Here is a 14,615-nt window from a genome sequence, read left to right on the forward strand (position 1 = left end):
CTTAAATACTTTCGACAAATAACTTCAACAACCAAGGATACACATGGAACCTATCACTCTCGTCGCGCTGCTCGGCATCGCCTCTACTTTCACGATGTTCGCGGCACTCGTTCGCCAGACCATCCGCGCCGAACGCGCGGAACGTCGCCTCGAAATCGCTTATGCGGTCGCCGTCACCTTCAAGGGACAGCGCACCGCCGACGCCATCTTCCGCGAGGAGGACGCCTCGTGCTGACCCTCAAAGACGCACAGCGCCGCCTCCGTCTCGTGGATCGCGCGGTGAAGCGCGGACAGGGCAAGCTCCCGGCATCGTCGGCGCTGCCCCACTCGGTGGCGCTTGGTGTCCACATGGTGGGCATCGAAAAGCTCGAAGGTGACCGCTACAAGCCAAACCTCTCCTATCCGCTGTTCCTCGTGGTCGAGCGCAACATCGAAGGGCCGCACGAGATTTGGTTCGATCAGGACGGCAACGCCAGCATCAGCTTCGCCACCGACGATGACGCAACGGTGTTCAAGCTCGCCATGGACGTAGCGTCGTCATGATACCTGAAAGCACGAACTTCGACCTTGAGGGCATCGGCCTCACGCTGGACGATCTCGATCTCGCCGACGATGATCTCCCGCCGCTCCCGCTCGATCGGCCACGCTACCAGCCGAAGGGCTGGTGGACGCCGACGCCGTTGGAGGATTTCCACCTCGATCTTCCCGACTTCGCCGATGGTGCGGAGCGGACCCGCTACATGGTCACGCAGATGGCGCGGGCAGTAACCGCCGACGATGACGCGCCGGTTCACCCCTATGCGGGACGGCTGGTGAGCCTGAACGAGCTTCTGGACGCCTTGGAGGCACCCACCATTCGGCTGCTGAATGAATGAGGTGACGATCGCCCGCCGACCCTTGGTCCACGAAGTCTGCATCCTTGTGGCCGGGGCTCGCCGGGGCTTGTTCATCCCTTTCGAGGTGCTGGACTGGTTGCAGACCGAAGAGATCGGCTGGACGGTGAAGGGTGATCACGAGCGGATCACCTTCACTATCCCGGACGAGACGGAGCGGATGCTGTTCACGCTGCGATTTGCGCACCTTCGGGCCTGATCTTCTTCGGACGGCCACGCTTGCCGGGAGTGGGCTTCGGATCGGCCAACTGGCGGGTGATGGAGGGCGTCTTGCCCATCATGAACAGAAGATCGTCCCGGATATCCCGCTCGCGGGTTTCCTTCTCGTGGTGTCGCAACACCTCGTTGTAGATGGTGGTGGTGTAGAAGCTGAACGGATTGTTCCCCTTGGCTTCATGGAAGCGGAGCGCGACCTTCACGAGGTGGGCGAGTGCGTCTCCGGCCATTTCGTCGCGGTAGCTGTAGCCGCGCCAGTTGAATTTCAGCGTGTATTTCTCGGAAATCATCAGCAGAGCCATGCCGAGACGATCGGTGAGCCGCCCGTGATCGGCGGAGAAGTGACCGGTGGCGAGATCGCCCTTCCAATGCGAGCGCCCGACTTCGACAAGCTCGCCATCGCGGACGTGGAATTGGCGGAAGGGCGGGAAGTTGATTGGGGCCTTGCCTCGTGCGCCGTGGTCGCGGGAGCGGTTGGTGATGGTGGACGCTGGAATGTGGCTGAACGTGTAAACCCGGACGATCTCGCCCTCTTGGAACGGATCACACCCTTCCCTGTGAGGTCCGTAGAGGCTGTTTGTGTATCGGGTTGGTGTGGCGAAGTCCGGGCTGGCAAACCAGCAATAGCTGTTCTTGGACTTGGCGATTTCGGCGAGTAGGTTCTTGTTGCTCAAGTAATGTGTGGACATAATCCACAATAATTCATCGCCGTGCTGCGCTCATTATTCTTGAAGCTAAATATGGTGCTTGTGAGTAGGATCACGAGCTTGCCGACACGATCGGCTGTGGACAGGGATCGAGAGTAGAGCGTCCGCTCCTCTCGATCCCATTTTCCTAAATAGGCGATGAAATGGTTTGATATCGCCACCTCACTGATCGGCACCCGCGAAATCGTTGGGCCGAAGCACAACCCCACCATCCTCGCATGGGCAAAGAGGCTCGGGTCCAAAATCTTGGGCATCAACGTGGTGGACGACGAAACCGCGTGGTGCGGACTGTTCGTCGCCCACTGCATCGCCGAAGCCGGGATCGCGCCTGCTCCGATCGCTGTGCGGGCAAGCTCGTGGGCGACATGGGGCTCCAACCTTCGCGCCGATCGCCTCGCACCCGGTGCGATCTTGGTATTCCAGCGCGCCGGAGGCGGACACGTAGCGTTCTACGTCGGAGAAGATGCGACCACCTACCACGTCCTTGGTGGCAACCAGTCCAACGCCGTGAGCATCACCCGGATCGAGAAAGCGCGCTGCGTGGCTCGCCGTTGGCCTACTGGCGTGCCGGTTTCCGGTGCCCCGGTGTGGGTGAACGGCAGGGGCACGATCTCGAAGAACGAGGCGTGAACTCTCGCTTGGTCGGATCGCCCAGCGCTTCTATGTTCGTCTCGAATGAGAGGAGCAAAGCCGTTGAGTTTGGTGGAGGAGATACAGGCAGGCGCACTCAACCGCGATGTGCCCGTGGCGGACTTACTGCGACGGGTTAAGCTCGCGGCAGCGAAGCTGAAGCTGACTGAAACGCTCGATTGGGTGGACAGTGAGCTAAACGGGTATGGCGGTGAGGATAAAGACCTTCCCGAATATCGGGTCGCGGCTGGTAGTCTCTACGTCACCACCTTCCACCACGGCACCCGACCCGCGACTGGCGATCCCCACTCAATCGCAATGTTGTCGATGAGCTTCTTTCGCGAGCCTGTCGCCAGCCTCGAAGCCCTGCTTACTTCGCAACCCGGCACCATCACGATGCCAATCAACCCGGACCTTGCTCGCGCGATCAAGAACCACGGACATAACGCGAGCTACGCTGTTCATTTCAGCAAGAACGTGCTCGTCAGTATCGTAGATACCGTGCGCAACCTCATTCTGGATTGGGCAATCAACCTTGAGAATGAAGGCATCCTTGGCGAGGGAGTAAGTTTCACCGTGGACGAGAAGCAGAAGGCGGCGCAAAGCGCTCCCAATATTCAAATTAATAACTACGGGCACTATCACCAAGGCGACACTCACGGTCACCAGAACCGAACCACTATCGGGGGCGTAGACGCCTCCACCAACTCGCTCACGATTGACGTATTCGAACAGCTTCAATCAGCCGTCACGAACAACATCGACAACGCGGCTGATCGAGACGCGCTGCTTGAGCTAATCAAGCAGATGGACGAGAAGAAAGGCACGGGAGGCTTCAAGGAAGTCTACACTAACTTCCTCGTGTCCGCCGCCAACCACATGACGGTCATCGCTCCGTTCCTTCCTGCCCTCGCATCCTACCTACCGGGCTAACCCATCTTCCGGTTCCGGTATGCCACGAAGTCGATCGGCGCGGGAGCCTTCGGCAACGCTGATCGGGTAAACCGTGGCCGGGGCGGTGGCGGATCGTCGTCGTGGGGCGGCGGGCTCACCAGCCATGCGACACGCGGGTTCCTCTCGCCGCACGAGCATTTTAGATGGCGAGCGAAGCGCGGCCACGATCGATCCCAACCCTTCTTGCTCCAATAGCGATCAAGCTCATGGGGCGACCACAGGGCGACGTTCCCGCAAACGCATGTCGTCTGCACGGTGCCGCCAGCCCTTGCGGCCTCCGCCAAGTCCCGGATCGCCTGAACCACGGGTCAAAGCGGGAGCGGAAGCTGTGCCGCCATATCGGCGCGAGAGGGCTGGTAGAGGGCACTGTAGACGTGCTGCGCCATCTCGCGGCGGGCGTCCTCGCGAAGGCGCTCCTGTGGCACAGTGAGGGCAACGAGCGCCCACGAAGGCGCGGTGCTGATCGCGTCGGCGATCACGTCGGGTGTGATGATCATGGCTCGAATCTCCTGTCCTACAGCGTAGAACATATGCAGAACACCGCTCAACCCGATTTCGTTGCCCGGAGCGATTCGATGGCGTTGGTTAACAAAAAACCCGCGTTTATGATTCGGAAACAGCACCGGCCTTATGGTCGTTTCAGAGAAGGCGCTGCTTCACGACAAACCGGAGCGCGGCGCATCGAGGCACGAACTATGGATGATCCGACCACGGAACAGGTGCGCCTGTTCTTGGCCGCTGGACAGTCGCGATCCGCGCTGACGGTGGCAATTATAAGCCGCCTACCCCTTCGCTACATCGTGGCGGTGATCCTCGCGATCATGGGCGTTGCCCACGTGGCGGAGCCGATCGGCACTGCCCTGACACATGAGGCTGCGAAGGTGGAAGTGCGAACCTCGTCTGCGGATCAAGTAGCCAAGCTCGCAAAGAAATAGGGCGCGCATCCGTCTGGACGCGCGCCCCTGCCGGGTCTAATAGACCATCAAACCCGGCGATCCGCTAACAAGGCGGCTTGCCACATGGGTTTCTCGCTTTCTCCTGCCCGTCTACGCCGGGGGCTGCGATGATGAGCCGGATCGGGTGGCACCCCTTTCCTGCTCGGCTTTACCGGGGCTGGTCATCCAGCCCCGGTATGCGCTCCATAGACTCCGATTCGAACGCAGCGCAACCCCCTTTTGCAAGTAGAGAACGCGCGCGCGTCAGTTTCTGGCGGCGGATACGTCAATATCCTGTGCAATGTTTGGCTTTTCCGAAGTTAGTTTAACTCAACACATATTCAGTTGGTTTTTACGTTGGCTTTTTCGACGTTATTTTCGCTTCTAATTTCGACGGCTTTGTTGGCGTTGTCCTGATCGCTTTAAATGCGATCGTTAGTTTGGCTTTATATATCGCGCTTATTATTCGCGCTAAATGCGGCCACTTTTTCGGTATCGCCTTAAATCGCGTGCATCGCTTTCGCGAATGCGATGATGCCGCCAACGAGTGCGACAAGCTGTCCGCCGAATATCCATTGCACAACCTTCACGGTCGTATCGACCCTATCGCGTGCTCGTTCGAGGTCGTTCACGCGGGTGATCAATGCGTTGTGCTGGCCGATATAGAGCGGACGATCCGCAAGGGTGGACTCGATCTCACCAACGCGACGCTCAAGCGCGTCTGCTCGCCGGTCATAGGCGTCGAAGCGCTTATTCATGGTGTCGAACCCGTCCGACACCCGTTGGTCGAGACGGATGAGAAGGTCGCGCCAGTCCTGCGGAACGCTATCCGGCACTTACTGCTTCACCAAGGCGTCGAAGATCGCGACCACGATTCCGGCACCGGAAGCGCCAATGCCCGTCTGGATGAGCCGAGTGAGGATCACCGACTGCACAGCCGGAACGGACCAAATGATCTTGGCATAGTGGGCGACGGTCTGAAGACCCTTCTTCACCTTACTCGTCATCGCCAGCCTCCTCCGGGTCGGGCGAGCCGATGGTCCCGATGTTCGCGGCCTGTGCGAGGCGCGGCATGATCTCGTGGAGGGCGTTCAGGTGAACGGAGAAGTTGCCGTTGTCCGAATAGGTCGAACGCAGGGTGGCGAGATCGGCGTAGACGCGGCGGAACGAGGGGCTGTTCACGAGGCCGGTGACGGGCGCGAGAAGCGCGAGACGAGCGGCTTCAGCCTGTGCCCGCTCCTGCTCCATCGCCGCTGCCGCGATGGCACGAGCTTCTTCAATCTGCGCCGGGGTGAGGTTGCTGATATCCATGTCGTTATTTAGTCGAATGCGGGCGTTGGGGCCTCCGGCCACGCCCACGTCGTGGGATCGGCGCAATCGACCGTCATCCGGTTCAGGACGGCGAGATAGGCCATGAACTCGACACGGGACGCCTCACTCAAGGGCGTGTCGTTGGCGACGGTCCAGCGCCACGTCTCAAGCAGGCGAAGGCGTTCCGCCTTTAGGAAGATACCAAGGTCGCTGTTCCAGTCGGAGGCCGGGAGCTTCGCGGCGGCTTCTGCCGCTGCCTCACGATCGCGGCGGGCGGACTGGATACACAGACCGCAAATCCACCCTTCCGGCTCACCCTTGGCCGGGTCGCCGCGATAAAGCGCCCAAACGGGCGTTTTCTTCCCACACCCGTAGCATTCCAGCGGGGCGGCACCGTGCCCCAATTCGTCCTGATAACTGATCATCGGGTATTTAGACTGTCCGCCGCATCACTGCGGACGGACAGTCGCCGTGACGATCTCGCCGTTCGGGGTGGCCGATCGGCTACCGCTGGTGCTCTGCGTCACCCACGTCACCGACTGGAATGCGCCGATGGCCGCGCCATAGTCGGAGGCATCGATCGTGATGCGGAAGCCGCTCACGTAGCCGCCGCTGCTCACCGCCTGTGACAGGCTCCACGAAAGCTGCTTGGCACCACCGGTCGAGTAGGTTCCGTTCGCCCACACATAGCCCTGTCCAGCCCGCACCCACCCGCCGTTGACCAAGGTCCACAGGCCGATCGTGGCAGAGCCTTCCGCGTAATACAGCGATCCGGGCGTCTGCCCCTTGATGATGTTGTGAGTGAAGATCATCCGCTCCGGCTCATCACCAGCCGCGTAGGTGTTGTTGTTCACCGACACACGAGCGACGCGGCGGACACCGACTTCCTCAATATAGGTGATCTTTTCCCAACGGAACGTGCCCTGATCGAGCACGGCCACGTCCTCACCAAGCACCTCGCGGATGCGGATTTGGCGACCGTCACGAAGGGTGATCGGGGTGGAGACCGACGCCGTGAGCGTGATGCCGGTCTCTGTGGTGATACTGACGGACTCTTCCTCCGCAACGTAAGACTGCTGCACGCGCTCGCGGGTGTAGCCGTCCATGCTCTCGTTCAGCACCAGCATTTCATCACCCGGAGCAAGCTCGAATGCCTGCTTGCCCGAAGGCACGTAGGCGTCCGCACTCACGCAGCTATCGGAGTAGTCCTCGCGGTAGCCGTAGGCGGTGAGCGTGCCGTAGCAGTTGAAGGTGTAGCTGCCGTTCGATGCGTCGGGCGTGCCCTTGCCGATATCATATGCCTGCGATCCGTTGACGCTGTAGCCCGGTCCAACCGACTGATTGGACGAGACCGGGGCGGACTGGATCAACAGACGCGCCGTGAAGCCGGTGGACGAAGCATTCTCGGCATATGCCTGATAGACTTCGCCCGGATTGAGCGCGATCGGGCACGCGCCAAAGGTGATCGCCGGAACGCGACCAAGGTCATAGCCGTAGTTGATCACCGTGCCGTTGCTCACCGGGAAGTCGGCAGGCGCGAGCGCCAGCGCGAAGGTGCCGGTGCCGACGCGGACGCCCGTGCGAGCCGTGATCTGCCCGTCGAACACGGCGTTCCCGCCCGTGAGATACATGGCACGCTTCGCCGATCCGTCCTGCGTGTTGTAGAGCGCGATCATCGAACCACCGATCGCCACATCGCTGGTCGCTTGCCCTTGATCGTTCAGGGCCTGCGCGGCGATGAACGCCGTGGCACCGGGCACGCTGGCGGTCTTGGAGAAGTAAGCCTGCGTCTTGCCGTTAATGGTTGCGGTAGTGCTCTCCACGCTGGCAACACGAGCCGTGATATTGGCGTCCTGCACCTTGCGCGCGGCGATCTCGCCCTCACTGGCGGGACGGAACGTCACCTTGTGCCAGATGGTGCGGAGGAATCCGTAGCCCCACGAAGTGCCGGTGAAACCGGTCCAGCCCGCCATGAGGTAGAGGCTCACACCCGGCGAGTTGGCACCGTTGTAAAACAGCGTCGAGAACTTGCGATTGACGTTGCCGAAGCTGCCGATCCCACCGTTCGTGTCGGGTTCGGTGCCGAAAGAGAGGTTGCGCGCGTAGCCGTTGTTGAACTGGACGTGGACGCCGGAACCGGCATGGTTGCCGTCCTCGAAGTCCACATCGGCTTCGATCACATACCAGCCTGCCCCGATCGGAGCCGGAAAATACTGCGTGATGCCGTTCTGATCGCCCTGACGATCAATCTGTAGCGGGCACGGTGCGCCATACTTCGACGGGCGATCGTTCCAGCCGATGTAGCCGCCGTTGTCCTGTGCCCAGCCGCCCCAATACGGCGGAATGCCATAGCTCCCGCGTCCCCAACCCGGAGCGTTGAAGGTCGCATTGCGGACGAGATTGTTGCTGTCATTGGAGACCTGTGCCTCCACGACGGTGGTGCGACCAGCCAAGGCGCTGTCGCCGTTGGCACGAGCGGTCTCTTCGGCACCGATGCGAGCAATTGCACCACCGGCACCGTTCACGTCGTTATCGACCTTCTGCGCGAGGATTTCGCCAGCCGTCGCAGGACGGACACCGCAATAGTGCCAGTCCATATACTTGTAGTTCAGCGGGGCGAACGAGCCCCAATTGGTCATCGCGTGCCAGTTGTTCAGCGGACGATCGCAGTAGAACAGTTTGGTGAAGCGCCGACGCTTCCACCCGCCTGCTGACACTTCCTTGTTCACGTCGGGCTCTCGCGCGAAGTCGAGATTGAAAACGCCTTCGACGGTGAGACCCGCGCCAGTGAGGTTGCCGTCGAGAAGCTCGATATCGGCTTCCATGACATACCAACCGGGCTGGAGGCGGCACGCGCCCTGCATGATGCCACCTTCATAACCTGCCGGAATGTTGTGGCGGAAAGCATAGCCACCGCTGGAGTTGTCGGTCTGGTTGCGCGTCACTGTGCCCTGCGCGATCCACCAGCCCCACCCATTCGGCAGGCCATTCGGATCGGTCCAGAAACTGAACGAGGGGTTCTGATTGAGCGTGTTGACGCTGCTCGCCGTGGCGCTCACCTCAAGGTTGGAGGCACGGGTCGCCAACGCTCCGTCGCCGTTGGCGCGGGCGGTCTCTTCCGAGCGGATGCGAGCGTAGAGATTGCTGTCCTGATCGAGGTTCAGCTTGGCTTCGGTGGTGGAGACGCGACCCGACAAGGCGCTGTCCGCGTTGGAGCGGGTGGTAGCCTCATCCGAGATCAGCCCCCGCGCCTGCTGAACCGAACCGACTTCCTCAAGCCAGAACTGCGAAATCTGGACGTAGCCACCGGGGAACGGGCCACCGCTGTCCGGGTAGTTGGCGTAGAAGATCAACTGAACGTAGGCGGTGCCGGGTGGCAGGCGATCGTGAACGCCATAAACGGGCACCGAAGCGCCGTCGATCACGCCCTTGTAGGTCCAGTCTACTTGGTAGCCGCCCGGACCATCGGTCGAACCGCGAGCATAGACGTTGCCAAGCCCGTTGTGGGAGGCGTCGTAGCAAGTGAGGCCAAGATAGATGCGGCAGTTGTTCCCGTAGACGTTGTAGAAGCACTGGAGGTGCAGACCACGGTTGAGGTCCGCCACCTTGATGATCTTCGCAGACGCGAGATTACCGTAGACACCGGGGCGGCTCGAAGCGAGGTAGCCGAAACCGCCTCCAAGTGCGGGAAAGTCCATATCACCCGCGCCCCACCCGAAGCTGCCGAGCGAGAAGTCGCCGTTGGCGTTCAGGCCGAACGAGCTACCCGCGCTGCTCTCCATGGCGTTGACGCGGCTGGAGATCGCGCTGGAGGAAGCGCTGGTCACTCGCCTGCCCCCATGTCGCCAGCACCCGGTGACTCGCCTTCGCGATGCGACCTTGCTCACGGTAGTAGAGGGCGAGCGCGATCTTGCGGGCATAGCGATGGATATGAGCGTGGAGGCGCGTGTCGATGTTGACGATCGGCGCATGGTCTAACGTGAGCCCCGGAGCCATTCGCAAGCCCATCCTGCGCAGCGCCTGACGCTTCCCGTTCCGAGACGCGATCCCCTGTGGTGCGAGGTCGGGAAGATTGTTCAGCAAGCCGGAGATCAGCTTGTCAAAGTCCTTGTCGGTGAGGTTGTCGTCGTTGTGATCGAGGGCACGCACCCAAAAGGCGAACGCAATCTCGTCCAGACGGCTTGCACCCTGACAATGGTCACAGGCTGGAAACTCGAAGCCATGGGGATACTCGCGGTTACGAAAGCAGGTGCGAGCGGGAATGTGGTCGATCGTCGTTGCGGGAGCTTCCCCACCACAGAAGCAGCACCACGGGTGTTCCGCCTTGAACCGTTCTTTCTTCCGCTTGCCGTCCGCCAACGCCGATCACCCCCTTGCCCGCCCGCCTTTGTAGCTCAACCTCCCACGCCTGTCGTGAGGTTGCGACCGTCACGACGCCGGAGGAAGCCTTCCACCGTCTCGTCCTGTCCATAGTCCTTCCCGCCACGGACGAGATCGAGGTAACCCACGCTGCCATCGGCGAGGATGTGCATGGCACCCAATCCCTGCACCAACGACACGATCACCATGCCATTCTTCGGGTCGAACACGATCCGATCGATGACGTCCTGAAATGCAGCCTTCACCAGCGACCGCGCCTCGAAGCGCTCGTCCACGTCGTCGCTCTCCATCTTCTCCCGGACTTCCGCCACGCGCACGACGTGCTCACCGGGCGTCACAGCACCCTTGGCTTCGGCAAGCGCTTCCTGCGCCTTCGTGAGATCGGCCTTGACGCGCTTGAGGGCGGCATCTGCTGCCGCATACGCATCATGGGCTTCCTCATCCTCACCGTCCGCGATCAGCACGAGAAGGCGCTTCTTCGACGCCTGCTTGTCCGTAACCATCCGTTGCAGCCGCACCACGTCGCCTTCAAGCCGAGCCGTCGTGTCATCGTCGGCGCGGAAGTGCTGGTCATCAATCGCCAGCGACAGGAGCCGGTCCAAGATCGGCTGTTCCACCTTCGAGTAGGTCCAGCCACGCTGGTTCGTGCAGCCCACGCCTTTGGTCATCTTCGCGGTGTTGCAGTAGAGGAAGTAGTGCTGTGACTTGCTCCCATCCTTGTTGATCCGCGTGCGAGCCGAGCCGAGCGGCTGCATGGTGCCGCCGCATGACCGGCACTTGGCGAGCGGGCCAAGCAGGTTGCTCACAGCCCTGCCCCGACCCTGCGTCTTCAACTGATTGGTGAGCCGCATGTCGTTCGCACGCGCCCAAGTCTCTTCATCGATCACGGGCGGGTAGACCTTGATCGGGTCGCCGATCGGCACCTTCTTCTCCGCACCACGCGGGTTGCGGTGATACTGGACATAGCCGGTGACGGCGCGATCCTGCACGATGCGGGCGATAGCCGAAGCCGTCCACGCTTTGGGAGGCGTCTTGCTGGTGGACCATGGCCGATAGATCGGGTTTGTCTTCGCCTTCTCGTTGAAGTCCTTGGCAATCATCGCCTTGCCCTGCCTCGCGAGCCGAAGCCGGAACATATCTTTGACGAGCCACACGCGATCCGGGATCGGAATGTAGTCCTTCTTCTCGGCATCCCACTGGAGCCATCCACGGGCGCGATGCCGGGACAGGTTTTTCCCGGACGCAGCGGCTTCACGGCGCTTGTTCCACGAGGCGTTGCCCCGCTCGCGCTGCTTGCGGCTGAACTCGTAGTTGGAGAAGGCGCTGCTCATCATCGTGACGAACCCGCCGAAATCAGTTTCCATCACGGATCGCGTGAGGATTTGGCCGGTGTTCGCGATGGCGATGGTGAGGCCAAGGTTGAGAAGCGGGGTGAGCCAAGCTGTCATCACGCCGGGAGATTGACGCGATAGGCGGTCCAGTTCTTCCACGACGATGACGTGAGAGGCGGGATCGAGTGCCCCGGTGTGGAAGCGGCGGGTTAGCTCGCCAAGTTTGCCCTTGGTGAGGTTTTCGCCCGTGAATGCCGAGCGCCCTGCGTCAACATGCCGCTCAACAATCGGCCAACCGTGTAGCGCGGCCATGCGCGAGATATTGGCGTCCTGCCGCACTTCACTGCTACGGTCACTGTTGCCTTGTTCGAGGGTGCTCCACCGAAGCACCGCGATTGCTTTCTTGTCCATGTCCCGACCCATACGACACCTCTTGAGAGGTTCGCATTATTGTCGAGCAGGGGTCCGCTGACCTTCGCCTGATAATCCGCCGCGCATTTCGGCGCGCGGCTGCACGCGAGCGCCGCGTCGCCGAGATGGCCGCAGCGGCACGGGTTCATCGCCGCGATCAGCTGAACTCGCGCCGGGAACGTAACGTGCGCGTTGGCGCGGGCGACGGAGACGGTGCCGGTCTCCAGCGGCTGGCGCAGCGAATCGAGCACCGCGCGCTGGAACTCGGGCAGCTCGTCGAGGAACAGCACACCGAGATGCGCGAGGCTCACCTCGCCCGGCTTCACCTTCAACCCGCCGCCGGTGAGCGCGGCCATGGAGGCGGAGTGGTGAGGCGCGCGGAACGGCCGCACGCGCGTCAGCCGGCCGCCTTGCAGTGTGCCGGCGACCGACTGCACCATCGACACCTCCAGCGCCTCCGGCATTATGTAGCAAATGCACCAAGGCGATTACGGGTGTCAGCACCCGCGCTGCGGAACGTATCGCGCATAGTGCCTTGAGCGTGGAGGCTTAGGGCGTGCATTTATTGAATAGACAAACTGTTGTTGCCTATGCACCTTACCCGTCTTTGGCGTGGTTCGGGTGGGCGGTTATGGGAGATTTGCTTGGACTAGAGGGCTTCCTCAAGGCTTTGGAAAAGTATTGGGGTCCGAAATGGACCGGCCGATTTACGACATTTATGGGCATTAGCATTGCTCTATTTGTTATAGAGACTGTTACTCCACCTTTGTGGAGGCTAATCCAGCCTTACTTTCCCGCATACTGGACGGCCAACGCTGGATGGGCGGCATTTATATTTTCGATGCAACTATTAGGAGCGATTGGCTGCGGCTCTTGGCTGATAGATGGATACAGACAAAGAATTATGCGGGAGCAAATTGAAGAACATAACTCGATTGCTCAAGAAACTATGGATAGAGCCGATCAATTAATTGAGGAATTAAGGATAGATCGAGCCCAGGTTGTTATATCCTACGACGAAGCAATAGCTAAATTGCGCGAAGCGCAAGATCGCCTATCCATGGCCGATTTAGCCATGGAAACGGTTTATTCAAACGCTCTTAGCGAAAGATGGCTTACTCAATCACAAGTTGACGAACTTCGATCGCTTGCAAACACTGCACCAAAAACACCGCTGTAAACTTACCCCGGCTTAGCTTGTTACGGATGTTCGGCTCGCTGTCCATCACGCCTATATCCGCGAGTTTTCCGGCAAGCTGGGCGTAGGTCACGCCTTTTCTTTTCAACTCGGCTTTTAGCATGGCGCTAACGCGCCGCTCCCATGTCACGTCATCGTTCATAAAAGCACTATACGCGATACGTTTATTATTGCCAAGTGCGCCGCAACGTACTATATCAGATGCATAGGCACTGGATACGATGCATGGCACAGCATTTTCTTATTTCCGCCAAGGCGCGCACGCTTTCCCTCAAGGCGGTTTTCCGTATGGGTGAGGATGCAGCCTATCGCACGTTCTGCGAAATGCGCTGGCCGGAAACCGATGGCGAGGCAGTTTGCCCCAAATGCGGCTGTTATGAGACGTACAACATCACGACCCGTCGCCGGTTCAAGTGCGTAGCCTGCTATGCGCAATTCAGCGTCACCAGCGGCACGATCTTCGCCAGCCGCAAGCTGGCGTTCACGGATTTGCTCGCCGCAATCGCAATCTTCGCAAACGGTGCGAAAGGCGTGTCAGCGTTGCAGGCAAGCCGCGACTTGGATGTTCAATACAAGACGGCGTTCGTGCTGTTCCACAAGCTACGTGAAGCGATGATCCGTGAGGCGCATGGCCGCACGCTAGACGGCATTGTTGAAGTCGATGGCGCATATTTCGGCGGATACGTGAAGCCCGCCAACGAGCGCGAAAACCGCCGCGACCGTCGCCTTGTCGCTAATCAGTCTGGCAAGCGCAAATCGGTTGTCGTCATGCGCGAGCGTGACGGTGAGACGCTTACGTTCGTCGGCAAGTCCGAGGCCGCTGGCGTTGCCGTGGTGCGTGAGCACGTTGCGTCTAGCGCTGTGATACACGCCGATGAAGCATCGCACTGGGATGCTCTGCACGGCTCCCATGAAACGTATCGCATCAACCATTCGGTTAGCTACTCGGATGGCGTTGCCTGCACGAATATGGCGGAAAGTTTCTTTTCCCGTCTCCGCCGCGCGGAGATTGGCGTCCATCATCATATCGCAGGCCCCTACCTTCCCTCTTATGCCGGCGAAATGGCATGGCGTGAGGATAACCGCCGCGTCGATAATGGCGGGCAAGCCGCTAAGATGGCTGGCGCCGCAATGGAGGCGCCGGTGTCGCGGGCATGGAAGGGGTATTGGCAACGGGCGGCGTGACCCCCCGCTTTTCGAATCGCTTGAAGTGAGATAGTATTGCGACAGTCTCCAAAAGACGAACCCCCGGAAGCCACAAACAACCGGGGGTTCTGATCGGAGCCTAATGCGCAAATCGTGAGGCGATCTGCGTATCAAGGTGCCTCGTCCCTGTGCATTTACATAGCACAACGGAAGCACTTTGCCAAGGGATCGCCTTGATAGTCTCGCTGTGAAGCGACACAACTAAGGATGCCCAATGCCCTACAATCTTGAAGTGCCGCTAATTTGCGCTGTATGCAAGAACCGGCTTACGTTTCACGATGACCTCCACGATGACGCGCCCATCACCTGTAAGGGATGCGGTGAAATCGTTGGGACTATGGGCGATCTCAAGTCCATTGCGCGGGAAGCCGTGAGGAAAGCGGCTTTGCAGGGCATCCGCAAATCCTTCCGGCGCATCAATCATTAGACGATCCATCAGCATA

Annotated in this window: 20 protein-coding genes and 1 pseudogene; 9 read left to right on the forward strand and 12 right to left on the reverse strand. The window is 60.3% G+C overall.

The genetic code is table 11. The features are described from left to right. Window positions 1–43: 43 nt before the first annotated feature. Genes DVW87_RS03665 through DVW87_RS03680 form a run of 4 tightly spaced genes read left to right on the forward strand, consistent with a single transcriptional unit; the run spans window position 44 to window position 1,092 of the window. Complete coding sequence (locus tag DVW87_RS03665; protein WP_114686374.1) at window positions 44–235, forward strand: hypothetical protein; 192 nt, start codon at window positions 44–46, stop codon at window positions 233–235. Then, window positions 229–543: a hypothetical protein gene (locus DVW87_RS03670; protein ID WP_114686375.1), complete on the forward strand. Its 315-nt coding sequence runs from the start codon at window positions 229–231 to the stop codon at window positions 541–543. Before DVW87_RS03665 ends, DVW87_RS03670 begins: the two co-directional genes overlap by 7 nt. Continuing rightward, window positions 540–875 (forward strand): hypothetical protein, encoded by a 336-nt coding sequence (locus DVW87_RS03675; protein WP_114686376.1) that lies wholly within the window; start codon window positions 540–542, stop codon window positions 873–875. Before DVW87_RS03670 ends, DVW87_RS03675 begins: the two co-directional genes overlap by 4 nt. Then, the gene (locus DVW87_RS03680; RefSeq protein ID WP_147276199.1) at window positions 868–1,092 is read left to right on the forward strand and encodes a hypothetical protein; all 225 of its coding nucleotides are present in this window, start codon (window positions 868–870) and stop codon (window positions 1,090–1,092) included. Before DVW87_RS03675 ends, DVW87_RS03680 begins: the two co-directional genes overlap by 8 nt. On the opposite strand, the gene DVW87_RS03685 is transcribed toward DVW87_RS03680, so the two are convergent. Next, window positions 1,061–1,783, reverse strand: coding sequence for a hypothetical protein (locus tag DVW87_RS03685; RefSeq protein WP_114686378.1), 723 nt, complete (start codon window positions 1,781–1,783; stop codon window positions 1,061–1,063). The two genes, DVW87_RS03680 and DVW87_RS03685, sit on opposite strands and share 32 nt — an antisense overlap. A gap of 171 nt (window positions 1,784–1,954) precedes the next feature. Here DVW87_RS03685 and DVW87_RS03690 point away from each other — a divergent pair, with 171 nt between their 5' ends. Further along, window positions 1,955–2,446: a TIGR02594 family protein gene (locus DVW87_RS03690; RefSeq protein ID WP_114686379.1), complete on the forward strand. Its 492-nt coding sequence runs from the start codon at window positions 1,955–1,957 to the stop codon at window positions 2,444–2,446. 72 nt (window positions 2,447–2,518) lie between these two features. Next, window positions 2,519–3,379 (forward strand): AbiTii domain-containing protein, encoded by an 861-nt coding sequence (locus DVW87_RS03695; RefSeq protein WP_239017806.1) that lies wholly within the window; start codon window positions 2,519–2,521, stop codon window positions 3,377–3,379. A gap of 329 nt (window positions 3,380–3,708) precedes the next feature. Here DVW87_RS03695 and DVW87_RS03700 read toward each other — a convergent pair whose 3' ends face one another. Next, window positions 3,709–3,897 carry a DUF6771 family protein gene (locus DVW87_RS03700; protein WP_114687048.1) on the reverse strand — a complete coding sequence of 63 codons (189 nt, stop codon included), beginning with the start codon at window positions 3,895–3,897 and terminating at the stop codon, window positions 3,709–3,711. 33 nt (window positions 3,898–3,930) lie between these two features. Between DVW87_RS03700 and DVW87_RS17715 the strand changes: the two genes are divergently transcribed. After that, window positions 3,931–4,335, forward strand: a complete 405-nt coding sequence (locus tag DVW87_RS17715) for a hypothetical protein (RefSeq protein WP_147276201.1) — start codon at window positions 3,931–3,933, stop codon at window positions 4,333–4,335. Between the two features lie 500 nt (window positions 4,336–4,835). On the opposite strand, the gene DVW87_RS03710 is transcribed toward DVW87_RS17715, so the two are convergent. The 8 genes and pseudogenes from DVW87_RS03710 to DVW87_RS03740 form a co-directional block, all read right to left on the reverse strand. Then, window positions 4,836–5,171, reverse strand: coding sequence for a hypothetical protein (locus DVW87_RS03710; RefSeq protein ID WP_114686382.1), 336 nt, complete (start codon window positions 5,169–5,171; stop codon window positions 4,836–4,838). Next, window positions 5,172–5,342: a hypothetical protein gene (locus DVW87_RS18010; protein WP_181814710.1), complete on the reverse strand. Its 171-nt coding sequence runs from the start codon at window positions 5,340–5,342 to the stop codon at window positions 5,172–5,174. It lies immediately after the preceding gene. Next, the gene (locus DVW87_RS03715) at window positions 5,332–5,688 is read right to left on the reverse strand and encodes a hypothetical protein (RefSeq protein WP_181814711.1); all 357 of its coding nucleotides are present in this window, start codon (window positions 5,686–5,688) and stop codon (window positions 5,332–5,334) included. Before DVW87_RS03715 ends, DVW87_RS18010 begins: the two co-directional genes overlap by 11 nt. Then, window positions 5,655–6,071, reverse strand: coding sequence for a tail fiber assembly protein (locus DVW87_RS03720; RefSeq protein ID WP_114686384.1), 417 nt, complete (start codon window positions 6,069–6,071; stop codon window positions 5,655–5,657). The genes DVW87_RS03715 and DVW87_RS03720 overlap by 34 nt, the downstream gene beginning before the upstream one ends. A gap of 24 nt (window positions 6,072–6,095) precedes the next feature. Further along, complete coding sequence (locus tag DVW87_RS03725) at window positions 6,096–9,473, reverse strand: hypothetical protein (protein WP_147276203.1); 3,378 nt, start codon at window positions 9,471–9,473, stop codon at window positions 6,096–6,098. Next, on the reverse strand, window positions 9,409–10,005 hold the full coding sequence (locus DVW87_RS17720) for a hypothetical protein (protein ID WP_147276204.1): 597 nt from the start codon (window positions 10,003–10,005) through the stop codon (window positions 9,409–9,411). Before DVW87_RS17720 ends, DVW87_RS03725 begins: the two co-directional genes overlap by 65 nt. A gap of 35 nt (window positions 10,006–10,040) precedes the next feature. Beyond that, window positions 10,041–11,780 carry a recombinase family protein gene (locus DVW87_RS03735; protein ID WP_114686387.1) on the reverse strand — a complete coding sequence of 580 codons (1,740 nt, stop codon included), beginning with the start codon at window positions 11,778–11,780 and terminating at the stop codon, window positions 10,041–10,043. A gap of 29 nt (window positions 11,781–11,809) precedes the next feature. Further along, window positions 11,810–12,226, reverse strand: a pseudogene (locus DVW87_RS03740) (ATP-binding protein); the annotation flags it as partial. A gap of 98 nt (window positions 12,227–12,324) precedes the next feature. Between DVW87_RS03740 and DVW87_RS17725 the strand changes: the two are divergent. Continuing rightward, window positions 12,325–12,948: a hypothetical protein gene (locus tag DVW87_RS17725; protein ID WP_147276205.1), complete on the forward strand. Its 624-nt coding sequence runs from the start codon at window positions 12,325–12,327 to the stop codon at window positions 12,946–12,948. Here DVW87_RS17725 and DVW87_RS18595 read toward each other — a convergent pair. Further along, window positions 12,884–13,108: a DUF6471 domain-containing protein gene (locus DVW87_RS18595; RefSeq protein WP_114686388.1), complete on the reverse strand. Its 225-nt coding sequence runs from the start codon at window positions 13,106–13,108 to the stop codon at window positions 12,884–12,886. The two genes, DVW87_RS17725 and DVW87_RS18595, sit on opposite strands and share 65 nt — an antisense overlap. Before the next feature lie 83 nt (window positions 13,109–13,191). Here DVW87_RS18595 and DVW87_RS03750 point away from each other — a divergent pair, with 83 nt between their 5' ends. Further along, window positions 13,192–14,151 (forward strand): IS1595 family transposase, encoded by a 960-nt coding sequence (locus tag DVW87_RS03750; RefSeq protein WP_114686389.1) that lies wholly within the window; start codon window positions 13,192–13,194, stop codon window positions 14,149–14,151. A 259-nt stretch (window positions 14,152–14,410) separates the two neighbouring features. Here DVW87_RS03750 and DVW87_RS17730 read toward each other — a convergent pair whose 3' ends face one another. Next, window positions 14,411–14,608: a hypothetical protein gene (locus tag DVW87_RS17730; RefSeq protein WP_147276206.1), complete on the reverse strand. Its 198-nt coding sequence runs from the start codon at window positions 14,606–14,608 to the stop codon at window positions 14,411–14,413. Window positions 14,609–14,615: the final 7 nt, after the last annotated feature.

It is taken from the genome of Sphingomonas aracearum, assembly GCF_003345355.1.
GTDB classification, from domain to species: Bacteria; Pseudomonadota; Alphaproteobacteria; order Sphingomonadales; family Sphingomonadaceae; genus Sphingomonas; species Sphingomonas aracearum.